This is a genomic window from Paenibacillus oralis (assembly GCF_003863965.1).
In the GTDB taxonomy this organism is placed as follows: Bacteria; Bacillota; Bacilli; order Paenibacillales; family Paenibacillaceae; genus Fontibacillus; species Fontibacillus oralis.
Window position 1 is genome coordinate 4,022,264 of record NZ_RRCN01000001.1, and the last position, 24,506, is coordinate 4,046,769.

The 24,506-nt window shown below is 45.1% G+C and carries 16 protein-coding genes; 14 read left to right on the plus strand and 2 right to left on the minus strand.

Features of this window, described 5'->3' with window-relative positions:
- Window positions 1-29 precede the first annotated feature (29 nt).
- The 11 genes from EHV15_RS18020 to EHV15_RS18070 all read left to right on the plus strand — a co-directional run bounded on the left by EHV15_RS18020 (window position 30) and on the right by EHV15_RS18070 (window position 17,760).
- The gene (locus tag EHV15_RS18020) at window positions 30-2,036 is read left to right on the plus strand and encodes a beta-galactosidase (protein WP_128635408.1); all 2,007 of its coding nucleotides are present in this window, start codon (window positions 30-32) and stop codon (window positions 2,034-2,036) included.
- Between the two features lie 91 nt (window positions 2,037-2,127).
- The gene (locus EHV15_RS18025; protein WP_128632416.1) at window positions 2,128-3,915 is read left to right on the plus strand and encodes a family 43 glycosylhydrolase; all 1,788 of its coding nucleotides are present in this window, start codon (window positions 2,128-2,130) and stop codon (window positions 3,913-3,915) included.
- Between the two features lie 126 nt (window positions 3,916-4,041).
- Complete coding sequence (locus EHV15_RS18030) at window positions 4,042-5,580, plus strand: DUF5597 domain-containing protein (protein ID WP_128632417.1); 1,539 nt, start codon at window positions 4,042-4,044, stop codon at window positions 5,578-5,580.
- A 215-nt stretch (window positions 5,581-5,795) separates the two neighbouring features.
- Window positions 5,796-7,328 (plus strand): ABC transporter substrate-binding protein, encoded by a 1,533-nt coding sequence (locus EHV15_RS18035; RefSeq protein WP_128632418.1) that lies wholly within the window; start codon window positions 5,796-5,798, stop codon window positions 7,326-7,328.
- Window positions 7,329-7,393: 65 nt separating this feature from the next.
- Window positions 7,394-8,329, plus strand: a complete 936-nt coding sequence (locus tag EHV15_RS18040) for an ABC transporter permease (RefSeq protein ID WP_128632419.1) — start codon at window positions 7,394-7,396, stop codon at window positions 8,327-8,329.
- 15 nt (window positions 8,330-8,344) lie between these two features.
- Window positions 8,345-9,247 carry a carbohydrate ABC transporter permease gene (locus tag EHV15_RS18045; protein WP_128632420.1) on the plus strand — a complete coding sequence of 301 codons (903 nt, stop codon included), beginning with the start codon at window positions 8,345-8,347 and terminating at the stop codon, window positions 9,245-9,247.
- Between the two features lie 31 nt (window positions 9,248-9,278).
- Window positions 9,279-10,361 carry a family 43 glycosylhydrolase gene (locus EHV15_RS18050; protein ID WP_246061661.1) on the plus strand — a complete coding sequence of 361 codons (1,083 nt, stop codon included), beginning with the start codon at window positions 9,279-9,281 and terminating at the stop codon, window positions 10,359-10,361.
- Complete coding sequence (locus EHV15_RS18055) at window positions 10,354-12,798, plus strand: glycoside hydrolase family 3 N-terminal domain-containing protein (RefSeq protein WP_128632421.1); 2,445 nt, start codon at window positions 10,354-10,356, stop codon at window positions 12,796-12,798. Before EHV15_RS18050 ends, EHV15_RS18055 begins: the two co-directional genes overlap by 8 nt.
- A gap of 155 nt (window positions 12,799-12,953) precedes the next feature.
- The gene (locus EHV15_RS18060) at window positions 12,954-14,249 is read left to right on the plus strand and encodes an ABC transporter substrate-binding protein (protein ID WP_178075879.1); all 1,296 of its coding nucleotides are present in this window, start codon (window positions 12,954-12,956) and stop codon (window positions 14,247-14,249) included.
- A gap of 299 nt (window positions 14,250-14,548) precedes the next feature.
- A complete protein-coding gene (locus EHV15_RS18065) occupies window positions 14,549-16,165 on the plus strand; it encodes a cache domain-containing sensor histidine kinase (RefSeq protein ID WP_178075880.1) in 1,617 nt (538 codons plus the stop codon).
- Between the two features lie 20 nt (window positions 16,166-16,185).
- Window positions 16,186-17,760 (plus strand): response regulator, encoded by a 1,575-nt coding sequence (locus EHV15_RS18070; RefSeq protein ID WP_128632424.1) that lies wholly within the window; start codon window positions 16,186-16,188, stop codon window positions 17,758-17,760.
- A gap of 80 nt (window positions 17,761-17,840) precedes the next feature.
- On the opposite strand, the gene EHV15_RS18075 is transcribed toward EHV15_RS18070, so the two are convergent.
- A complete protein-coding gene (locus EHV15_RS18075; protein ID WP_128632425.1) occupies window positions 17,841-18,716 on the minus strand; it encodes an AraC family transcriptional regulator in 876 nt (291 codons plus the stop codon).
- A 190-nt stretch (window positions 18,717-18,906) separates the two neighbouring features.
- Between EHV15_RS18075 and EHV15_RS18080 the strand changes: the two genes are divergently transcribed.
- Window positions 18,907-21,558 (plus strand): glycoside hydrolase family 78 protein, encoded by a 2,652-nt coding sequence (locus tag EHV15_RS18080; RefSeq protein ID WP_128632426.1) that lies wholly within the window; start codon window positions 18,907-18,909, stop codon window positions 21,556-21,558.
- A gap of 63 nt (window positions 21,559-21,621) precedes the next feature.
- Here the strand turns inward: EHV15_RS18080 and EHV15_RS18085 are convergent, their stop codons facing one another.
- A complete protein-coding gene (locus tag EHV15_RS18085) occupies window positions 21,622-22,554 on the minus strand; it encodes a DMT family transporter (protein ID WP_128632427.1) in 933 nt (310 codons plus the stop codon).
- 109 nt (window positions 22,555-22,663) lie between these two features.
- Between EHV15_RS18085 and EHV15_RS18090 the strand changes: the two genes are divergently transcribed.
- Together EHV15_RS18090 and EHV15_RS18095 are read left to right on the plus strand one after the other, a co-directional pair.
- Window positions 22,664-23,584, plus strand: coding sequence for an AraC family transcriptional regulator (locus EHV15_RS18090; RefSeq protein WP_128632428.1), 921 nt, complete (start codon window positions 22,664-22,666; stop codon window positions 23,582-23,584).
- 240 nt (window positions 23,585-23,824) lie between these two features.
- Complete coding sequence (locus EHV15_RS18095; RefSeq protein ID WP_218571239.1) at window positions 23,825-24,463, plus strand: methyl-accepting chemotaxis protein; 639 nt, start codon at window positions 23,825-23,827, stop codon at window positions 24,461-24,463.
- Window positions 24,464-24,506: the final 43 nt, after the last annotated feature.

The window sequence follows — 24,506 nt, forward strand, 5'->3', positions numbered from 1 at the left end:
GCTCAAATAGCAAAAGGAGAAAAGAGATGATTAAAAAACTTCTATACGGTGTTGCTTATTATGATGAGTATATGCCGAATGACAGACTGAACGAAGACATACGAATGATGAAAGAAGCCGGAATTAACGTAGTCCGAATCGCGGAATCGACATGGAGTACACATGAACCTCAGAATGGAGTCTTCGATTTCAGCTCTGTGGACCGTGTACTTGATGCAATGCATGCTGCAGGCATACACGTAATTGTCGGTACGCCGACCTATGCTGTCCCCACCTGGATGGTGAAGGAACATCCCGATGTGCTTGCCGTCACACCGCTTGGGCCGGGTAAATACGGCGCTAGACAAATTATGGACATAACGAATCCGGTCTATCTTTTCTATGCGGAGCGGATTATTCGCAAGCTGATTTCGAGAGTGGCTAATCATCCCGCCGTCATCGGGTATCAGACAGACAACGAAACGAAGCACTACAACACGGCAGGTCCAAACGTACAGCTTCAATTTGTCAAATACATGCGAGAGAAATTTGGATCTCTGGATGAGATCAACCGGCGGTTTGGCCTGGACTATTGGAGCAATCGCATCAACAGTTGGGAGGACTTCCCCTCTGTCATTGGCACGATCAATGGCAGTTTAGGCGCTGAATTCTCGCGTTTCCAGAGAAAACTTGTCACGGACTTTCTTGCGTGGCAGGTTGCCATCGTTAACGAATATAAACAGCCCCACCAGTTCGTGACGCAAAACTTCGATTTTGATTGGCGAGGTCATTCATACGGCATACAGCCGTCGGTGGATCACTTTGAAGCGGTGAAGCCATTCGACATTGCCGGTGTTGATATCTACCATCCATCGCAGAGCGAACTGACCGGCATCGAGGTATCGTTTGGCGGAGATATGGCGCGTTCGTTGAAACGATCAAATTATCTTGTTCTCGAAACGCAGGCACAAGCATTTCCAAACTGGACGCCGTACCCCGGCCAACTCCGGTTGCTTGCATTCAGTCATGTAGCGTCTGGCGCTTCCATGGTCGCTTATTGGCATTGGCACTCGATTCATAACTCCTTCGAGACTTATTGGAAAGGCTTGGTGAGTCACGATCTACAGCCCAATCCCGTTTACAACGAAGCCGTTACGATAGGACGCGATTTTGCCAGGCTATCGGGTGCATTGCTCGGATTGAAAAAAACGAATCGTGTGGCCGTCATGGTTAGCAACGAAGCGTTAACAGCGATGGAATGGTTTAAGCTTCCTGACGGCCGAACGTATAACGACGTCGTTCGCCGAATGTACGATGAGCTTTATAAAATGAATGTGTCCTGCGATTTTATCCAACCGAATTTCGATAATTTGGACGAATACAAACTAATCGTTGTGTCTGCGCTTTATGCTGTGACGGACGAAGCTTTGGAGCGATTGAATGCTTATACAGCAGAAGGTGGCCATGTCGTCTACTCCTTCAAAAGTGGCTTTGCAGACGATGTGGTGAAGGTGAGGACAACAAGTCAGCCGGGCATCATTTCTGAAGCCTGTGGTGTAACGTATAGTATGTTCGTTGAACCGAAAGGAGTTGGACTTGCCGGACAGCTGTTTAACGACGGAACGGCGCAGGTCGGAACTGTCGAAAGCTTTATGGAATTGCTGACCCCTGTCTCGGAAGAGGTAGAGGTGCTCGCTACCTATGTGCATCCGCATTGGGGGCAATATGTGGCGGCAACTCGTAATCGTTACGGCAAAGGTTTGGCGACTTACATCGGCGGCATGTTCGATGCTTCTTCCATGCGTCGCGTCCTGCAGGAAGCTGTCAAGGCGGCAGGTTTATGGGGGACGGACCAACAATTGGCGTTCCCGCTCATTGTAAAGACGGGCGAGAGTAGAGAGGGAGATACTATACGTTTCTATTTTAACTACTCCGACGATACGCAAACTTTCATCTATCCTTACAATAGCGGTACGGAGTTGTTGTCTAGTGAAGAAATGAAACAAGGCGAAGAAGTCGAAATCGAGCCTTGGGGAATGTGTATAGTTAGATGTTAACCAGAATATAGAGCTGCGGCCATTATGACTGCAATTTATTTGTGAGAGGTAGGGTTCTTTCGAATATATAGGAAAGGAGAGCGAAACGAATATGAAATACATCTGTAACCCGATCAACATGGAATACAAGTATCAATTTATTGAAGCGCACGGCAAGCTGACTGTAAATCGGGAAGCTGCGGATCCGTCTATGATTTATTTTAATGGAAAGTACTTCATGTTCCCTTCCATGACAGCGGGATATCTTGTGAGCGATGATCTTGCGGAGTGGTCTTTCCATCCCCTTAAGGATCTGCCGATCTACGATTATGCACCGGATGTTCGGGTCATCGGAGAATACTTGTATTTTTCCGCGTCAAAGGCGAATAAAAACTGCTCCTATTATCGAACAAAAGATCCGATCTCGGGATCGTTTGAGGAGATCGAAGGGACGTTTCCTTTCTGGGACCCGAATTTGTTCGTGGATGATGATGGAAGAATCTATTTCTATTGGGGATGCTCCAACGATAAACCGATCTATGGAGTGGAGCTGAACCCTGAGAATATGAAACCGTTAACAGAGCCGGTAGAACTTATCTTTACTAACTTATCCGTCAACGGATTTGAAAGAAATGGCGAAAACCATATTCCTCCCCGAACGTCAGAAGAGATTGAAGCAATCATTCATCAATATAAGACCAACAATCCGAATCTGACGAATGAAATGTTGAAAATGGTGCGAGATGCGATTGGGAATGAACCATTCATTGAGGGAGCATGGATGGATAAACATGGCGGCAAATACTATCTGCAGTATGCCGTCCCCGGTACGCAGTATAACGTATATTCGGATGGGGTTTATGTGTCGGACAACCCATTGGGCCCGTTCACTCGAGCTAAAAACAACCCCTATTCCTACAAGCCGGGGGGATTCATCCCCGGTGCCGGTCACGGATCGACCATGGAAGATCGTCATGGGAACTATTGGCATGCCTCAACGATAAGAATTAGTGTGAATCATAATTTCGAGAGAAGGATAGGTTTGTGGCCAGCAGGGTTTGATCAGGATGGGGAGCTTTTCTGCAACCAGCGTTATGGCGACTGGCCGCTTAAGATCGAACAGGCTGCGATGAATCCCTGGCGTAACCCGGATTGGATGCTTCTCTCGTATGGCAAACCGGCTATATCATCTTCTTATATAGAAGGAAAAGAAGCATTCAAGGTTACCGATGAAAACGTTCAGACCTGGTGGAGGGCGGCTTCCGGCGGATCTGGCGAATGGATTGAGGTTGACCTGTTGCATCCATGCGACATTTTCGCGATTCAAGTTAATTTTGCGGATGATGCGTTGAGCGTTCCACCTCCTGAAGGAGCGGAATTTCATGGAGATGCCCCAACGTACCGATACATTGATCATCGTCAGCATTTTACCAGATGGCTTTTGGAAGGTTCGGTGGATGGTAAGAAGTATTTCGTCATCGAGGATAAGTCTAATGTTGATACAGACTTATCGCATGATCTGATCGTAAGAGAAAACGGGATTAAAGCCCGGTACATTCGATGTATGGTTAAGGAACTACCTTATAACCAAGCGGCGTGCGTGTCCGGGCTACGGGTTTTTGGCATAGGCAAAGGAGAGCTTCCTGAAAAGGCAACTGGAGTCCAGACTAAGCTGGTCAGCGATCTTGATCTCGTTGTAACTTGGGATCAAGGAGATGCCGTTAGTTACAATGTGCTGTGGGGCTTCGCGCCGGATAAACTGTACCATAGTTATATGGTATTTGGTCGAAATGAAGTTTCAATTGGTGCATTAATTAAAAATGAGCCGTTATACGTCAGGGTTGATACCTTTAATGAAAAAGGGATCACTGAGGGGGACGTCTTTGCAGTAATCGAGTAAAAGCACCATTGCCAGCAAAATCAAGCGGAGATCGCCCCGCTTTATTCCTAAGCCTATGCTTCCGTAGCGAGTTTTGTTCGAACCAATTCAGGAAGTAGCGCTTACAAACTTTTAGGAGGAAATTCCATGTCATTGCCTCAACTGTTAAAAGAAGATGGAGTCTATAATCTTTATGTCGATGGTAAACCCTACATCGCTTTAGCCGGGGAAATTCATAATTCGAGCGCCTCGAGCCTGGAGTATATGAAGGAGAAAGTCTGGCCCTATCTCAGAGAACTGCATCTAAACACGGTGATCTTGCCGGTTTACTGGGAACTAATTGAACCCGAGCAGGGAAGTTTTCAATTTGATTTATTGAACGGAATCATCGAACAGGCTCGGGAAGAAAATGTACGGCTGGTGTTATTGTGGTTCGGATTATGGAAAAATGGAATTTCCAGCTATGCTCCAGGCTGGGTGAAGAAGGAATTCACAACCTATTTCCGTGCTGTCCATAAAAATAATGAACCATCAGAAACCATCTCTCCCTTTTGCGATAAAGCTGTAGAAGCTGATGCTAATGCTTTCACACAATTCATGGCACATCTTAAAAAAGTAGACGGTGATCAGAATACGGTCATCATGGTTCAAGTGGAGAATGAAATCGGGTTACTTGGCAGCGACCGGGACTATTCTGATTACGCAAACGTCGAATTCAATCGGCCAATACCAGCCGTGATCGAGTCTCTCTGTGGGGTTAGCGGTACGTGGGAGGAGGGATTCGGGGATGATGCGTCTGAATACTTTATGGCTTATCATTATGCCCAAGCTGTCGAACGAATAGCGAGTGCCGGTTCCAAGGTCTATCCTCTACCGCTATTCGTTAACGCCTGGTTGGAACAATTCCCTTGGAGACCGGGAACATACCCGAGCGGAGGACCGATAGCGAAGGTAATGAAGATCTGGAAAGCAGCGGCTCCTTCCATTTGTTTGTATGCGCCGGATATTTATCTGCCCAATTTTGCGGAGATTTGCGAGGAATATACAGCAAGCGATAACCCATTATTTATTCCTGAAGCGAGAAGAGATATACCCACAGCTACGAATGTATTTTATGCCATCGGAAAGCATGATGCGCTTTGCTTTTCACCTTTTGGAATTGAAGACTTTATGGCACCTTCGGATAGTGGTGAGAGTATCGATGCCGGTATCATGATGGCTCTTAATATTGAAAACTCCGGCTTTGTTTTGAATGGAACGGGTCCTTATCTGGCACGCAGTTATGAGCTGCTGGGGAACATGCTGAGTATTATCCAGAAATATCGGGGAACCGGGAAAATGACGGGTTTTCTTCAGAATCACGAAGCCGGGTGCATATTATCTTTCTCCAAGTATGACATCCGAATCACTTATCATCGTCAGCCAGCGGGCAAGCCGGTATCAGGGGGGCTTGTGATTGAGGTTTCTGAAGATGAGTTTATTTTTGCCGGAATCAGCTTTTACATTGAATTTTTGCCGAAGCGCTCGAGTTCGATGAAAACAAGTTATGTAAGGATTGAAGAAGGAAAATTTGTTCAAGATGTATGGGTCCCTGGCCGCGTTCTTAACGGTGACGAAGGAGTTTACCAGATCAAGATCGGAAACAATCCGGCCGCATTGCGTGTAGAGTTGTATCAATATAAATAAGCTTGTTTACAAACCGAGGTATCTTACATACCTCGGTTTTTCGCTTGATTTTCGTATGCGTATGAATCCGAAAATTTTCTAACTTATTAAAGAAAAGCTAAAGTAATTGTAGTTTTTCAAGATACCCGCCCTAATTCCGCAATTATATAATTTGAAATGTAAGCGCTAATATTTCTTAGAAAACCGCTTAAACCATTACAAAGGGGGAAGTAAAGATGAGGAAATGGGTAACGCTGGCATTAGTTCTTGCTCTGTCTGCCTTAACTGCTTGTTCAAACAATTCTAAAGCAACTAATGATGCCAAGGGTGCCGGCAATGCCGCTGCCGAAATCCCAACTATCATTTGGCAGTATCCGACGCCGGGAAATCTGGGATCAGGTTTTCAAGAGGTGGAGGATGCTCTCAACGCCATGCTGGAAAAAGATGTCGGAGCACGAGTGAAATTTGAACCGGTTGGCTTAAATGAGTCCACCAAAAAAGCTTCTCTTGCCGTAGCCAGTGGAGAACAGCTTGACATTATGCTGACTGCTTTTACTAGTTTGGGGCCGTCGGTAGACAGTGGAATGATTATTCCCTTGGATGAGCTGCTTGATCAGCACGGAAAGGATATTAAAGAACAGGCAGGAGTGTTACTGCAGGGCGCCAGTTATGATTCAAAAATCTACGGTATCCCCCCGGTGTACATTAAAGGCAATACCTATGGTTATCTTGCAAGAACAGATCTCTTGAAGAAATACGGCATTACCATTGATCCTGACAAAAAGTACACATTGGACGATTTGGATCAAATATTTGCGAAAATTAAAGCGGGGGAAGGTAAAGATTTCTATATGACTATCCCCTGGAATACGACGCAAGATCCATTAAATAGTTCTTACATTGAGTACGACAAAATCGGCGGATCGCTTGCGACCGGAGTACTGATGTTGAATCGTGGATTTGACGATACGACCGTTACCAATCTTTTTGCTACTGACGAATACGCAAGTTATGCGAAAAAAATGTATGACTGGGCACAAAAAGGATACATTTCCTCGGATGCTGCGATTACAAAACAGTCACCGGATTCACTGATTGCAACCAAAAAATATTTAGGGATGTTCTATTGGAATGACCGGCTATCGGCTAGTGAATATGGTGCGTCTGCGGGTATGGAATTTACCGGAATTCCAATGCTTGATCCATATGTCGCGAACAATGGCGGTCAAAATATTATGTGGAACATCACGAAGGCGTCAAAAGATCCTGCCAAAGCCATGGAAGTGCTGAATTATATTTATAAAAATAAAGAAGCGGCGTGGTTACTCCAGTTTGGTATCGAAGGAAAATCTTATAAAGTGGTGGAACAGTCGGACAAAGGCACTTTAATTGAGTATTTGGACAAAGACACCTCTAAACTTCCTTATTATCAACCCTATGGTATTTATGGTAACCGTTTGGAGTGGCCTATTGTGGCTCCTGCACCGATTGATAAGAACAAAATTCTGAAAGAGGATGATGATCGTATCCCTGAATCGAGATACTCGCCGGCTTTAGGGTATAGTTTTGTTCAGACTAATGTATCGTCGGAAATAGCTGCCGTTTCAACCGTGATCGAACAGTTTACGCCAGCGATTAATAGTGGAGCATTGGATCCAGCGAAGGCGATGCCTGAGTTCTTGTCGGCGTTGAAAGCGGCAGGGATGGATAAGATTATCCAAGAAAATCAGACACAACTGGATAAGTGGCTGCCAAGTAACAAGCAGTAAAATTTAAAGGGGTAGAAAGAGGGCTGCCGGAAGGCGGCCCTATCGCTTACAGAAAGGGGATTTGTATGGCGGCTAATGCGGTTAAAGTAAAAAAGAAGAAACGTTGGAAACAGTTTCTTCCAGTCTATGTGATGATTTTGCCGGGGCTTCTCTATCTTTTAATAAATAACTATATCCCGATGTTTGGAGTCATCATTGCTTTTAAAAAATTGAACTTTTCAGACGGCATTTTCAGAAGCCCCTGGAGCGGATTGGACAATTTCAAGTTTCTATTCGCCACAAATGATGCCTGGGTCATTACAAGGAATACCATTCTTTATAATGTCGCCTTTTTCATTGTCGGCACTATTGCCGCAATAGCTATGGCCATTTTGATTAATGAGATCCGCAGCAAGTTTGCTTCAAAAGCTTATCAAAGTGTAACCTTGCTTCCGTATTTAATGAGTTGGGTGGTTGTAAGCTATCTTGGGTACGCTTTTTTGTCTTCGGAAACGGGCTTAATTAATAACTCGATCCTGGAGCCTTTAGGCAAAGACCCGATAAACTGGTATATGGATAAGACATACTGGCCGCTTATTCTGATTCTTGTTAATACCTGGAAAGGTATTGGGTACAGCATGATTATTTATCTGGCAAGCATTGTCGGAATCAGCCAGGACTATTATGAAGCCGCGACGATTGACGGAGCGAGCAAATGGAAACAGATTAAGCATATTACCATACCGCTTCTGAAGCCTACGTTTATTACACTATTTATACTCAGTGTCGGTCAAATATTCCGGTCTGACTTTGGTCTATTTTATCAGATGCCCCAAAACAGCGGAGCGCTCTACTCTGTAACGAGAACCTTGGATGTTTATGTGTATCAGGCCTTGTTGCGCAATAGCGATTACGGGATGTCCAGCGCTGCCAGTTTCTATCAATCGATCGTAGGATTTATTCTTATTTTAGCCGCAAATTTCTTTATTAAGAAATATAACCGTGACAATGCGTTGTTTTAAGGGGGTAAGATAACTATGAGAACGCGAGAGGCTAGAGTAACACAAATTATCGCCCACCTGGTTTGCGGCATCATTGCACTGTGTGCGATACTGCCATTTTTGCTGTTAATTATCTCTTCATTTACTGCGGAAGCATGGGCTACTGAACATGGGTATTCATTTTTTCCCGGAAAGCTAAGTTTGGAAGCCTATAAATATATTGCGGTGCAGTGGGGGACGATCGGGAAAGCCTATTTTATGACGCTGGTTGTAACATTCATTGGGACCGTTGTCAGTGTTTTCATTACGACTCTATTTGCCTATGGTTTATCCCAATCCCATATACCGGGGATGAAAATCGTTAACTTCATTCTGATATTCACCATGCTGTTCAATGGAGGCTTGGTTGCTACCTATTACACGTACGTTCATTACCTGGATTTTAAAGACACGATATGGGCACTGCTTATTCCGACTCTTCTGATGAACGCGTTTAATGTAATTCTGGTCAAGAATTACATTTCATATAGTATTCCCGGAGCGTTAAAAGAAGCGGCCACGATTGATGGCGCCAGTGAATTCAGAATATTCGCCAAAATCATCATGCCGCTAAGTTTGCCGATTATTGCCACGATTGGATTAATGACCGGTCTGTCTTATTGGAATGACTGGCAAAACGGGATGTATTATTTGTCGGGCCGTGACGGGGCTTCCTTATATACGATTCAAATCATTTTGAACAATATCAACGAAAATATCCAAGTCCTGCTGCAAAATGCTTCCAAAGCCCAGTCTATCGGCGCTAAAGTATCGGAGCTGCCTTCAACGACGATAAGAATGGCCATTGCAGCAATTGGGATTTTACCTATCCTGGTGTTGTATCCTTTCTTCCAAAGATATTTTGTAAAAGGGATTACATTAGGGGGAGTAAAAGAATAGTAAGTTCAGTTCATTTAATTCGGAAGGAAAGATGAAAATGAAATATAACTCAATTAGACCCGGACAAGTATGGCTGGATACCGAAGGAAAACGTATTCAGGCACATGGGGGATCTGTTATTACAGTGGGAGATACTTTCTATTGGTACGGTGAAAATAAAGAAAAAACGAAACCCGGAAGCGGAATCTGGCATTGGGGAGTACGATGTTATGCCTCTAAAGACTTATACAATTGGGAAGACCAGGGGATCATTATTCCTCCGGATGAGGAAGATGAGTCTTCTCCTTTGCATCCTGCTCAATATATGGATAGACCTCATATTATTTTTAATCAAACGACACGAAAATTTGTATGCTGGATCAAAGTGATGAAAAGGGATGGGACGCAAAAATCCACGGTTTTGACGGCCGATCATATTCTGGGGCCTTATACGATGGTGCAAAGTGATCTTCGCCCGTTGAATATGAGTGCGGGGGATTTCGATTTAGTCGTGGGACCCGACGGTAAGGCCTACTATTATTTCGAAAGAGTCCACAGCGAGCTTATTTGTGCGGATCTGACGGAGGACTATACGGATGTGACAGGATATTATTCCACGCATTTTCCTAATATTCAGCCGCCGTATGTACGTGAAGCCCCAGCCTACTTCTTTAGGAAGGGACGGCATTATATGTTTACATCCGGAACAACCGGATATCATCCCAACCCTTCGGAGGTGGCGGTAGCGAAATCCTTCCATGGTCCGTGGGAGGTGCTGGGTGATCCGCATCCGTACGATACCTCCAGAACTTCTTATAACTCGCAGATTACTTCTGTATTTAGGCATCCATTTAAAAAAGATTTGTACATTGCATTAGCTGACAGATGGATGCCAAATCTTCCTGATTTAGCGGGGGAAGATCATGCAAACGGCAAGGGCTATCAAAAAACTGCGGAGATATATCGGAGAATGTTTGAACCGGATACTGATTTTGTTATGGATGAGGTCCATTATTCATGTGACATGAATACCGATACATCGGTCGCGGATTACGTATGGCTGCCGATCCGATTTGATGGAGAAATGGCTTATTTAGACTGGAAAGAGGAATGGAGAGTTGAGGATTATGAATAAATTTGTTAATGGAAAATTTATGAATGCTTCGCTTCCGGCTGAAGAACGTGCGGATGACTTATTAAAAAGAATGAGCATTGAAGAAAAAATGGGCCAAATTGTCGGCTATATGCCAGATAAAGGGTCGATTGAAAAGCTGGAGCAGGACTTTCCTCAGGGCGCAGGGGAAGTCGTCATGTTATTCGCGGGCGGATTGGAGAACAAGGAGTCCGTAGTTGAAAAGGTTACACATATTCAGAATAAAATTATGGAATTAAGCGATCACAACATTCCTGCTATTTTTCATGTGGAGACATTAACAGGGGCCATGCTTCCTGAAGCAACAAGCTTCCCCACGGGAATCGGACAAGCCTCCACCTGGAACCCTGGGCTACAGAAGGAACTGGCCGGCATTATTCGCAATCAGGCCCGGGCCGTCGGCGTTTCGCATGCGTTCGCCCCGGTGTTGGATCTTAACCGCGATCCCCGCTTTGGACGTCAAGGCGAAACGTATGGAGAAGATCCGGCATTGGCGGCGGCAATGGGAACGGCTTATGTGTCGGGTTTGCAAAACGATGGCGACCTCAAAGAAGGGATGTTGGCGTGCGCCAAACATTTTATCGGCTACCATATGACCCAGGGAGGCATTCATGCTGCGTCAACGCCGGTTCCGCCAAGAATGCTCCGGGAGGTATATGCGAAGCCATTCCAGGCGGTCATAACGCTTGCGGACATGAAATCGATCATGAATACGTACAGCTCCATCGATGGCGAGCCTGTAGCCGGTTCCCGAAAGTACCTCACCGAATTTCTGCGCGGGGAAATGGGCTTTGACGGCTTGATCGTATCCGACTACGTCTCCATCTCGGAGATTCATTCGAGGCATAGGGTTGCCGAGACCTTAACGGATGCCGGTGAATTGTCTTTGAAGGCCGGCATGGAAGTGGAATTGCCTGCGAAAGACTGCTATAACGACGAGTTAATGCAGCGTATTCAAGACGGAAAGATCTCCATAGAGATTCTCGATCAAGCTGTCCGCCGCGTGTTGATCGCGAAGTTTGAATTGGGCTTGTTCGAGAATCCTTATCCAATGCCGAGCGCTGCCGTGGAACGGATTTATGCAGATCCCAATAATGAAGCAACCAGCTTGGAAGCAGCGCGTCAATCGATCGTTCTGCTGAAGAATAATGGCCTGCTTCCATTGCAAAGGAACGCGCAGAAGAAAATCGCCGTTATCGGCCACCATGCGGCATCCACGAGATCATTGTTCGGCGGCTATTCGTATACGAGCTTGTTCGATGCCATGCACAATGTCGGGAACACGATGGCGGGCGTGGACTTTGAGAAAATTTCAAATTTGAACGCGAGCGAGTTCGGTGTGGCTAAGGATCACTACACGTATCCCGGAAGTATTGTGCAGGTCGAAAGCCCAAAAACGGAGGAACTAATAAGAAAGCATTATCCGACATGTAATCATCTGCTCGAGCAAATCATTCTGGAATGTCCGGATGCCGAAGTGACTTACGCCTATGGTTACGCCTATGCCGGGAACGATACGTCCATGCATGATGAGGCATTGGCGGTGGCAGCAGCAGCGGATGTGGTCATCCTTACTCTGGGCGGGAAGCATGGCTGGGGCATGTTCAGCACAACGGGCGAAGGGATCGATACGACGAATATTGGGCTTCCGGAATGCCAGGAAAGCTTCATCCGTAAGTTGGCGGCTTTGCAGAAGCCGACGGTCGCGGTTCATTTTGACGGCAGACCGATATCGAGCGACATGGCAGACGAGCACATCGACGCTATTCTCGAAGCCTGGAATCCGGGACAATACGGGGCGAAAGCCGTGACGGATATTTTATTCGGCGATTATAATCCGGCCGGAAGATTGCCCGTTTCGATTGCTTACAACGCCGGACAAGTGCCTCTTTTCTATAATCACGACCAAGGTTCAAGCTACCATGTCGGCACAATGAACGATTATACGAGTTATCTGGATTGCCCTCGCGAGCCTCGTTATTATTTTGGACATGGCTTATCGTACACTTCCTTCCGATATTCGAACATGACGGTCAGCAAGGAAGCGTATGAGCCTGCTGAACAAGTTATCGTCACGATCGACGTCACGAATACGGGAGAGGTATTCGGCGAGGAAGTCGTTCAGCTCTACATTCGCGACAAATATGCGAGTGTCGTACGCCCCGTGCAAGAACTGGCCGGTTTCGTTAGAGTTCCGTTGAAACCAAACGAGACGAGAACGGTTCAATTCCGTATGGATCCGAGTCAATTTGCTTTCCTGGATACCAACATGACGTGGAAAATCGAAGCAGGTGAAATCGAGGTTATGGTTGGGGCTTCTTCCCATGACATCCGGGCGAAAGGCTCTTTCCGGATTTGCTCCGACTTGTTCATTGACGGAAAAACAAGAGGTTTTTACGCGGATGTGGAGGTGTCATAGCGACAAGCATGCCGGTTTCCAGTACAAGCAGGTCGACCTTGTAGGTTGACCTGCTTGTTGTCCAAAGATGTAAGATACCCGGTTTGTTGTTTTTAATTGGTTACCTTATAATGAAGGTGAATTTGTTTCGGAAACAAGGTTACCGGGAGGACACCATGAATTTATCAAAAGTGAGAATTGCGATTTTCGTTTGCTTGATGTTGCTATTATGCGCATGTGCCGGCAAACCGCCAAATTCATCGGAACTTACGGACAAACCCGTACCGGAAAGTGGTAGCCCGATTGAACAAAGAATAAAATTGACGCTAATGATAGCCAGCACGGAAGACACAAACGCCAAACTTGAAGAAGAATTGGTGTCAAAGCACTTTGCAGATAAATATGATATTACCTTTAAAATATGGGAAGCGGCCCATGCGGAGAGAGAAATCAAAACGTCTGTCGCTTCAGGAGAAGCGCTTGATCTTGTGATGTATTGGCCTGGCGAAATGAAAAATTTGGTTAACGGAAATTTGGCATTGGATCTCACTCCCTACCTTGAAGCTAATAACGGTGAATGGAAAAGCTCCTTCCTCGACGGGGCATTGAATACCGGAACCTACAATGGAAAGGTATATGCGGTGCCGAATACCCCGGTCTATCCGGTACTGGAAGTGAATAAAGACATTCTTGATCAAGTGGGAGTGGATCTTCCGGATGGCCCTATTAGCTGGGATGAATTTAAGAATATACTGTCAATCATTAAGGAAAAGGCGGGGATCGCCCCTCTGGGACTGCAAAAAGATTGGGCTTCTTGGACGGTAAGAGAGCTGTTCTACTCGGTTTGGCCGGATGAGCAAAAATTACTTGCATGGTCTAAAGGCCAAATTCCTTTTACCGATCCAACGATTGTGAACGTATTTAATGAAGTAAAGGAATTGTACGATAAAGAGTATGTGTATCCGGGCAAAGGGGCTTTGACGACGACTTTGGATCAAGTCAATACCGCTTTTCAAAGCGGCAGGATAGCCATTAAGGCAGACCTCAACAGCCTTGCCAAACAATCCATCAAAGGCTCCGGATTAAGGAATATTGAAATTATAAGCTGGCCTCATATGGGAACTCGGACAAAAGTGTTGGGCGGTTATAACGGCTATATGATTCCAATCAATGCCAAGCATCCGGAAGCATCGGTCGAAGTCCTCAAGTATTTGACGAGCGCTGAAGTGCTTCAACATCGGGTGAACAGCGGTGTACCAGTCATGGTAAAAGGTGTGACAGTGGATGATCCCAATTTCGCTGAATATTCCAAAGACATTGGAAAAATCTATAAAGAGCAAGAAATATTGTCGCTCTCACCATCAATAGCTGATTACATGGGTAATAACATGCCGGCAAACTTTTTATTTTATGGAATGGATTCTTTGAAAGAGTTGGACCAGCTTAGACAAGAGGCTATCCAGCATGACTGATAGAGGATGTTCAAAAAGTCAACTTTTGATCGCGAAGCAGGTCAGGAAGTGGTCTCGACGTCGAATCTTGAATCAGCCGGGCCTTCCGGTGCTCACGTACCCAAAACGTACGCTCCGCTCCTGACGTCCCTAGCTTCATCCAACCTTCTCGGCGCTGAAAACTCGACTTTTTGAACACGCACTAATGACATTGGAGCGTGGTAAGTATCATCAAGTTTAAGGACTTATCATTGAAGTTGAAACTGTACTCCTGCATCATGATATTTATTATCCTGCCCTTAATTTTGGTGGGATTATATTTGAATTATCAATTCGCCAGCTTAACGCAAAAAAGAACCTATGATACAGTACTCGAGACTTTAAAGCAAACCCGCCAAAACTTTGAATCCATCGTGGCAGATACGAACGATAAATCAAAGCGAATATTGTCCAACGAACTTATTCAAGATTTCGCTAGCGGAAAATACAATAAATTAACGGATTACGACAAAATTTATTGGAACGTAAACAATTGGCTGGATGATATACTGGGTTCCCAAAAATACTATAAGTCAATAAGCTTATATTCAAGCCAAGAGCTTGTCTTCCAAAAAGGGATGCAGGTCCCGGAGATGGATCCAGCCGTGAGGGAACGCGCTATGAATCTTCAAGGAAGAGCCTTTTGGGTTACCGCGCCCGGAGAAATTGCATATTACAGAGGGATCATGGATCTGAACATGTATGGAAGAATGATCGGGATCGAAAGATTCAATTTGGATGAAGAAAACCTGTATCGGATATTCAGCAATCTGCAGTCTAATGCCGGCGCTCAAATTTTTCTATTGGATTCTAAGGGGCTTGTCTTATCTTCTACAGAAAGAATTTTGGTCGGAAGCAAACTGGATCATGTGGCGAGTATTCAAGAAATTTTTAATACAAATGAAGGCTACCTAGAAACGACAATCGATGATGACAAAAAAGTTGCTTTTTATTATACGATCGAGGAACCTGATTGGAAATTAGTGCAAATCATTCCCGAAAAATCGTTTTCTACGTTAAGGAGAACGATTAATTTAATTTTACTTATCGCAATCCTGCTGTGTCTTTTTTTTGGCGTACTGTTCTCTTTTGTACAGCACAAATATTTACTTAAACCTTTGCAGCTATTGCGGAGAGAAATGATGAAGCTGAAAAGCGGAAATTTCAATATTGCTTTGACGATTGATTCCAAAGATGAAATTGGTGACATAAGTAATGGTTTCTTACGGATGGTTCATCAACTGAAAGAAACGATAAATGACGTATATGTTGGAAGAATTAAACAGAGAGAGGCAGAAATCAAGGCATTGGAAGCGCAAATCAACCCTCATTTCTTATACAACACGCTAGACTCGATCCATTGGCTTGCCTTAAAGCAGAAAAATTATGATGTAAGCGAGCAGATCGAAGCGCTTGCGGAATTATTCAAGCATGTTCTCAATAAGGGAGAGCCTTCTGTCACGATTCGTCAAGAAGTCGATTTTTTAGAAAATTACATGCTGATTCAGAAACGAAAATACGGTCAAAGGATCAAGCTCCGTATCCATGCGGATCCTGCTCTGATGAATTATAAAATGCCTAAATTAGTTTTGCAGCCTTTAGTGGAGAACGCGATCGTGCATGGGCTGGAACAGGTTATTGATGGGGGTGTAATAGAAGTTAGTATAACAAGAGCGGAGCAGGGAATTCGTTTCATCGTTACCGATAATGGCCTGGGGACGGATGAAACCAAAATTCATCAAATGATGACCCGAGAAGGAGAAACGAAAAACGTATTTGCCTTAAAAAACATCGATGATCGGATCAAGATCAGTTACGGACCGGAATATGGCCTTCATTTCACCAGCAAGCACGGGGGCGGCACTAGAGTTGAAGTGTACATTCCTCTTATTGAATAAAGAATGGGAGGTGATTCTGAATGAAGCTGTTAATTGTGGATGATGATGATCAGATCAGAACAGGCATAGAGCAGGGAATCGACTGGCATGCCTTGGATATCGAGATAGTGATTACGGCTTCCAATGGAGTTGAGGCCCTTCAAAAATTTACGGAAATGTTGCCGGAGATCGTGCTGACGGATGTGAGAATGCCCGGAATGGACGGACTTACGCTTCTGAAGCAAATTAAGAGGATTAGACCGCAAACCAAGGTGATCATCCTAAGCGGATATAACGATTTTGAATACCTCAAGACAGCCATTCAGCTAGATGCTGTAGATTATGAAATGAAGCCTATTCGGGCACGGAGTCTAGTCGCATTGATCAAGAGGGTCAAAGAGGAGATTATCCGGGAACAAATGACGGAACAAGAGTTTAATAAATATCTCGAGTCCTATAAAGCCAGTTTCAGGTCTGAACTGCTTGCGGGCAATATAACGGACCGCTTGATCATTCTGGAAGGTTTGCAGCAACATTATGGGGTTGACGCAGCGGGGGGGCTTATTTGTGTAGCCGCTCGGATTGACGAAGACTGGAATACGAATATCGAAACAGTGACAGCCGCAGCGGAGATGCTCTGCCATCTCTTTGAATCGAGTGAACTGACTGAAAAAGGAATCTGCTTGAGATCTAAAGAAGGCAGCCTTGTATTTTTGCTCAAATCTGAGACGCCGTCCTTTTTGTACTCTCGGCAATGGGTAAGTGAATTGTTGAATCAGTTGCGTGCTTGGAACCGTGAATTGCAATCCCAGGGCAAGCTTTCATTTTCGGCTGGAATAAGCAGTTACGGCAATGTGTCGGAATTTGTGGAGATGTATAACGAAGCTAATCAAGCTTTATCTTTAAGGCTGTACGAAGGCAAGGGTTCTATACATGTTAAAGATGAAACGATGGAATTCGCAGATGAACCGATAACCGGTTTGCTGGATCATGCGAAATTTAAAGCACAGTTGCTTCAGGGGGATTTGGCTCCCCTGGTTGATGTGGTTCAAAATGAATTTGAACAGCTTAAGCTGGAACGTAAATATAGCAGAAAGAGCATCGCCACGTATACAAAGAACTTGCTTCAGTTTTTTATGGTCATCATAAGAAACGCTCCAAGCGATGTAGTCGAATATATCTATAAAAAAATAGCCGTGATCGACGAAAGGTCGGAGGCTTTGGCGATGGATGATTTTAAGAAGATCGTTGTGTCCACGTTTGAGAAGATGAGCATGCGGTTATCGAGAGAACTAAGTCCTGTCATGACACGTGCAGATGAGTTTATTCGCAAGAACTATACACAGGAGCTTACCGTAGAGAAGCTTTCCGAGCATGTGGGAATGACGCCCAATTATTTTAGTCATCGGTTTAAACGTGAATTTGGCGTTTCCTTTAAAGAATATGTAAACCGGTTAAGGATTGCTAAGGCGAAAGAGCTGATCATCCATACCAATGAACTTTTGTACGTCATCGGTGAGAAAGTTGGTTTTTCGGATTACATGTATTTTACCCAGGTATTTAAAAAAATGGAGGGTTGTTCGCCAGTGGTATTGAGGAAACAACCGAAACATTAAATTGCTGAAGTGCCGCCTTGCTCTCTTTCAAAAAAATGAAAGCGCGATCATCCAGCTCTAATCGATTTTAGGCTGATGGTTTAACCTTGCGAAAACATCTTACGATATTGTTTCGGGGTGGTGCCGATTTTTTTCTTAAACAACCGGTGAAAAAATTTCAAGTCGGCATATCCGACTGCGGCGGCAATCTCCCCCACGCTGCTGCGGCCTCCGGTCAGCAATCGGCACGCGGCGTCCATGCGGATGCTTTGCACGTAGTCGGTAAAGTTCATACCAGTTTGACGCTGGAACAGGCGGCTGAATTGCCGCGCGCTAAGATTAGCTTTGGCGGCGAGTTCACCAAGCTTAAGCTCGGTGGCGTAATTGCGGTTAATATAGGCGACGGCTTCGTCGACGGTCAGCCATTGCGGGCGGTCCCCGTTAGAAGTGCCGAGCTGCAGCCGATGCCGGTACAAGCCTGTCAATATCCGCATCACGAGGGAAGCGAGCACAGCCAAATATCCCGGCGGTTTTGCCGAGAATTCACGATACATCTCGCGGAACATGGCCTGATATTCTCCGGTGGCATCTTTCATGGATAACCAGGGCAAGCGCTCGTCGGTAAATAATTCACAAATGTCGGCGGCCTCGGGAAATCCCGCCCGAAGTTCCGTTAAATACACCGCCGGAAACAAACAGTTGTAAACGATAAGGGGACGGTCTTTCTTCAGCGTCTTCGGCCGAAACACATGGCTGCGTCCAACCGGAATGAAAAACAGTGTCCCATGTTCCACGGGAACGGCTTCACTGTCGATATAGTGGACGCCCGCTCCTTCGCTGACGTACGTAATCTCGATAAATTCATGGGAATGCTCGGTCAACTCAAACGTTTCGAAAGCCCGGTTCACATAGATCGGCACACCCGGCTCGAAAAAGCTCTCTCCTGACATCACATAAGAGCTGCGTCTGACACTCATGCTTTTCGCTGCCCCTCTCGCATGGTTTGTTCGGTTTGGCTCCATCATACGAAACCGGTTGCAAAATGTCTAGATCAACCTATAAAAATGTCAGAAACATCCCCTGATTGAGATGGCTCCGCCCCGTACAATAGACGTAATGATGCCATTGGCAAGGTAAGGGATCAATAAATAAAGAGGAGCGATACCAATGACCCATTTTACAGTTTCCGACCTTAGCGTCAATTATCGAAAAAATCCCCTGGGAATCGACGATTTGAGGCCACGGCTCAGTTGGCGGATCAGTGCGGAAACCAGAGGCTTTGTGCAAAACGCCTATCAGGTCCAAGTGGCTTATGATCCCGATTTTGGCGCTGAAATCGTCTGGGACTCCCAAAAAGTGGAGTCGGATCGTAGTGTTCATATTGAATATCAGGGCCCTGCGTTAAAGTCACGTACCCGCTATTATTTCAGAGTGCGCGTGTGGGACCGCCAAGGGAACGTATCGGCATGGAGCGCCCCTGCTTACTGGGAAACCGCATTCCTATCGGCCGGGGAATGGCAGGCAAGCTGGATCGCGGCGCCGCCGCGCAGCGAGGAGTCGGGGGATGAACCATGCGATTATATGCGCACGGACTTTACCCTGCCGGACAACGTGGTTTCAGCGCGGGTATACGCGACCTCGCTCGGCTTGTATCGGCTGTATGTCAACGGTGTTCCGGCGGATGACACGCTGTTTGGCCCCGGCTGGACCAGCTATAACAAACGGCTACAGTATCAAACCTATGACGTGACTTCACTCCTCTCCGCAGGTGATAATGCACTGGGCTGTATTGTGGGCAACGGCTGGTATAGAGGATATTTGGCCTGGGAAGGTAAAAAGGAGCATTTCGGCAAAACGCGCGCTCTTATGATCCAGCTCTATATGACATTGTCCGACGGCTCCGAACGGATCATTGTTTCGGACGGGAACTGGCGTGTTTCATCAGGACCGCTTCGGATGTCGGAATTGTATCATGGCGAAACCTACGACGCCAGACTCGAGATGGACGGATGGTCTTCTCCCGGATTTGCGGATCAAGATTGGGCAAAGGCGATGATTACGAATCCTCCGGAATCCGCATTGGTTGCCCAAGAAAACGAACCGGCCAGGATTATCGAAACCATTAGGCCTATCGCTGTTGTAACAACGCCTAAAGGCGAGACTGTGCTCGATATGGGCCAGAACATGGTCGGATGGGTAAGGTTTACGGTGCGCGCCGAAGCCGGAACGGTCGTTACTTTACAGCATGCTGAGGTTTTGGACCGCGACGGGAATTTCTACACCGGAAATCTGCGCTCGGCCAAGCAGACGATCACTTATATATGCCGGGGCGGCGAAGCGGAAACATTCGAACCACACTTATCCTTCCAAGGATTTCGCTATGTGAAAGTGACCGGTGTACCGCAAGATCAATTGCTGGAGTCATTCATCGGCTGCGTCATTCATACGGACTTGGAGCCAACTGGCAGCTTCCGCTGCTCGGATGAACTGGTGAATCAGTTGCAGCACAATATCCTTTGGGGACAGAAGGGCAATTTCCTGGATATCCCGACGGATTGCCCGCAACGTGATGAAAGATTGGGCTGGACGGGAGACGCGCAAGTCTTTATTCGCACCGCCGCTTTTAATATGAATGTCGTTCCGTTTTTTGAAAAATGGCTAAAGGATTTGGCCGCAGATCAAGAGGCGGACGGACGCGTTCCGCATGTCATTCCCGATGTGCCGATCGCCGGATACGGTTCTGCCGCTTGGGGGGACGCCGCCGTCATTTGTCCTTGGACGCTGTATCAATGTTATGGGGATATTCGCGTCCTGGAAACGCAATACCCGAGCATGAAAGCTTGGGTCGAGTATATTCGGGCCCAAGGCGATGACGAGTTTCTGTGGAATACCGGATTTCACTTCGGAGATTGGCTTGGCTTGGATGCCAAAGAAAACAGCTACATCGGGGCGACGCCGAAAGATTTGATCGCCACCGTGTTCTACGCCTACTCGACAGAGTTGCTGGCCAAAACCGCAGCCGTGCTAGGCAAAAATGAAGATGCGAAAGCGTATGAAGGGCTGCACGAAAATATAGTTCGGGCATTCCGCAAGGAGTTTGTCACGCCGAATGGGCGGGTGGCTTCTCCGACGCAAACCGCCTACGTATTGGCCCTCATGTTCGATTTATTGGAGGAACAGAATCGTCCTCGCACGGCCAAGATGTTAGCCGAGCATATCGAAGAAAACGGAGTACACCTGACGACCGGGTTTGTTGGCACGCCTTATCTGTGCTTGGTACTTTCGCGGTTCGGTTATACGGAGCTGGCTTACCGGCTGGTGCTGCAGAAGGAATATCCGTCCTGGCTATATTCCGTGATCCAAGGGGCGACCACCATCTGGGAACACTGGGACGGCATCAAGCAGGACGGCTCGTTCTGGAGCGACGATATGAACTCTTACAACCATTACGCTTATGGCGCCATCGGGGATTGGCTCTATCGCGTTGTTGGCGGCATCGATTTGCTTGAGCCGGGATACAAGAAAATACGAATCCAGCCGCAGATCGGCGAGCAGTTCTCATGGGCTGAAGCTTCTCTCGATTCCGTATACGGAACCATCAAAGTAGATTGGAGCAAACAGGATCACGGTGCGGTGAAGATGGATGTACTTATCCCTGCGAATACAACGGCGGAAGTGGTCATTCCGGCGAATCAAGGAGACGATATTCTAGAGAATGGGGAGCGACTAGACCAAATGGCCGGACTGCTTGGGATGGAGCAAACCGCTCAAACTTATATACTTCTGCTAGGGTCCGGAAACTACAGCTTTACGTTTTAACACGCTCTGCTCTTGCTGGTGTTTTGTTGAAACTGCCTGGATCCTTTCGCCCCCCCCCCAGAATTAGCTGGCTCTGAGGGGGGGCTCTTTTTTCGATTGCTTTTTATTGAATGCCAATAACAAAATAAGTCCGATGATACATATTACACCAATCCATTGGAAAAGCCCAAAAGGCTCTTTTAACCAAAATACGGTTGTTAAAACGGCAGCTAGTGGTTCCAAACTACCTAGAAGGCTTGTTTCTTTTGGTGAAAGACTATGCAAACTTTCTATGTAGAACCAAAATGCTATCATTGTGCCGAATATGATTACGAATACTAAATACAAAGAGGTTTCTAGTGTCAAGTTTTTAAAGTCTATCTGCCAAGGTGGATGGATAAAACTTAATCCGAAACCGCCGATTATCATAGCCCAACCAACTATGACGAGGGAATCGTATTGCTTCAAAAGAGGAATTGCGTACAAGGTGTAAAAAGCCAAGGCTATTCCTGATAAAATCCCCCAGACTATTGCGATTTTCGGCACGGACAGTTGCGAAATGGAGCCGTTTGTTAATAAGAAAAAACAACCAACTAAAGCAAGGATAATAGCTGACAAATCCTTTTGTGTTAAGACAAGGTGTTTTCGTAGAATTAAATAAATGGTAATCATTATAGGGGCTAAATACTGTAGTAGCGTTGCAACAGCAGCATTACCACTTTTGATCGATGCCATATACGTATATTGCACCGAAAGCATACCAACCAAACCGAAGACAATGAGTTGAAAAGCGCTCCTTTTATTTTTCCATACATCCCATATTTGCGAAGGGTATTTTATAAAAAATTGAACGGTCAAGAGTAAAACACCAGCTATGAGCAAACGTACTGTTACAAGCCAATTTAAATCGAGTGTGAATTGTTGAAAAAGTTTTTTTGAAACGGTGCCACTAATTCCCCAAAATATAGCTCCTGTGATAACAAGAAATAATCCTGTTCTTCTAGCTGAATTACTCATGTATACTTACCACCTTGAAATATAATAATAGTGTTATAATAGGTGAAAAATCTTATTAATTATACATATATATGATATTAAAATATAAATATATTGAGGGTATGATGATTTGCAAATGAAAAATTTTATGATTGACCAAAACTTAAAAGAACTAACTGAGCATCGAACGGTCGTACTACCGGTTGCATGTTACGAAACAACGATTAACCAAAATATACATGGATATATACAACTTCATTGGCATGATGAGATTCAATTTGTTCTTATTTTAAAAGGGGAGGCAATCTTTCAAATAAATGAAGATAACCTAATAGTACGGCAAGGTGATGGGATATTTATAAATAGTGGTTGCCTGCACATGGCGAAGGATAAGAATGAATCGGGGTGCGTCTATATCTGTTTAAATGTTTCTCCTCATTTCATTTTACCGCAAGAGCTTTACACAACCTATGTAATCCCTTATATTAAGGCGACTAATTTACCTTATTTATACATAGATCCTAATGAGCCTTGGGGGAAAAATATTTTAGATGCCCTTTTGAAAATTAACCAATGTATTCAACAAAAATCGCCATATTTTGAAATTGATATCACGATGCATTTAACTTTAATTTGGAAAAGCTTAATCATTAATGGATTTCAATTAGAATACGACCAGATGGAAATGATAAAGAATCATCGGATCAAGCAAATGTTAAATTGGATATATTTACATTACACTGAAAAAATCACACTAGATGATATTGCAAGAGCTGGTCAATTGAGCCGTTCTGAATGCTGTCGATATTTCAAACGAATGTTAAAGATAACCCCGTTAAATTATGTAATGGATTATCGAATTCAAAAAAGTTTAGTCTTACTGCAACAATCAGAAACTAATGTTACAGAAGTTGCCTATAAGGTAGGGTTTAACAGTACGAGCTATTTTATAGAAAGATTCAGAAAGGCGATGAATATGACACCTTTGGCCTACAAAAAATTAACTACGCAAACTCCCAATTCTGTTGTAGGTGCGAATTTATTAAAATAAATATTCTAGTGGAGAAATGCCTGCAGCATGGATAACCGCCTTAACCGTTCCCTTGGCTGATGCATAATTTGCCAGCTGCACGGTGCTTTCAGAATCGGTAATATCACAGGCAAAGTCTTCAGCCGCGATATGAATTTTCTAAGCTCGGAAACGGCGTCCTCTAGTTTCTTGATTGTTCGGACAGCTAAGAATTTTAGGATAACATTAATTTATGTACTTATAATAGTCGGCTTTAGTCTAATGAACTATTATTCCAGCGGCCTCAGTCTCGAAGAAATTGTTAGCGGTCAGTACATGGATTTACTGATTTATGGATTGTTCATTTTTGTAGCCAGAATGAATGATAAACTATATTTGGAAGCCGATAGACATACGGATGAAGCGACTGGTGTCGATGCCAAAGTTGAGTCTATGCTAGTTGAAATTCATAACGCCATAGGTAGGCTTACAAGATTCAGTGAGAGGCTGCGAGAAGGGGCATTATCTATAGAAGTAACGATGGGCTTCCAGGAAATTACTAAAGGTGTCGAGGCACAAGCAGTTGGGATCGCTGTCATTGATGAAAATGACTCCAAAACCAACAAGGAAATCGCAGAAGTTTCAAATTACGCAACGCGAATGCTGGATCGCTATGTGCAGACGGCTGAATCCTCCGAACAGGGTCGAAAGCATGTAGACCAACTGGCCAATGAAATGATCAAAATTGACTCTGATATGGTGAATCTTGTGATATCCATGGCTGAGATGAACCGGCAAAGTGAGCAGATTGAAGGAATGCTCTCAACAATTCGGGATATTGCCGACCAGACAAACCTGTTAGCTATGAACGCCGCCATAGAAGGGGGAGAAAGGACGGGGCGGAGGTGTCTAATGAAGTGAAGAACCAGACGATTCAAGCTTATCTTTGTGAAAAATATATCAG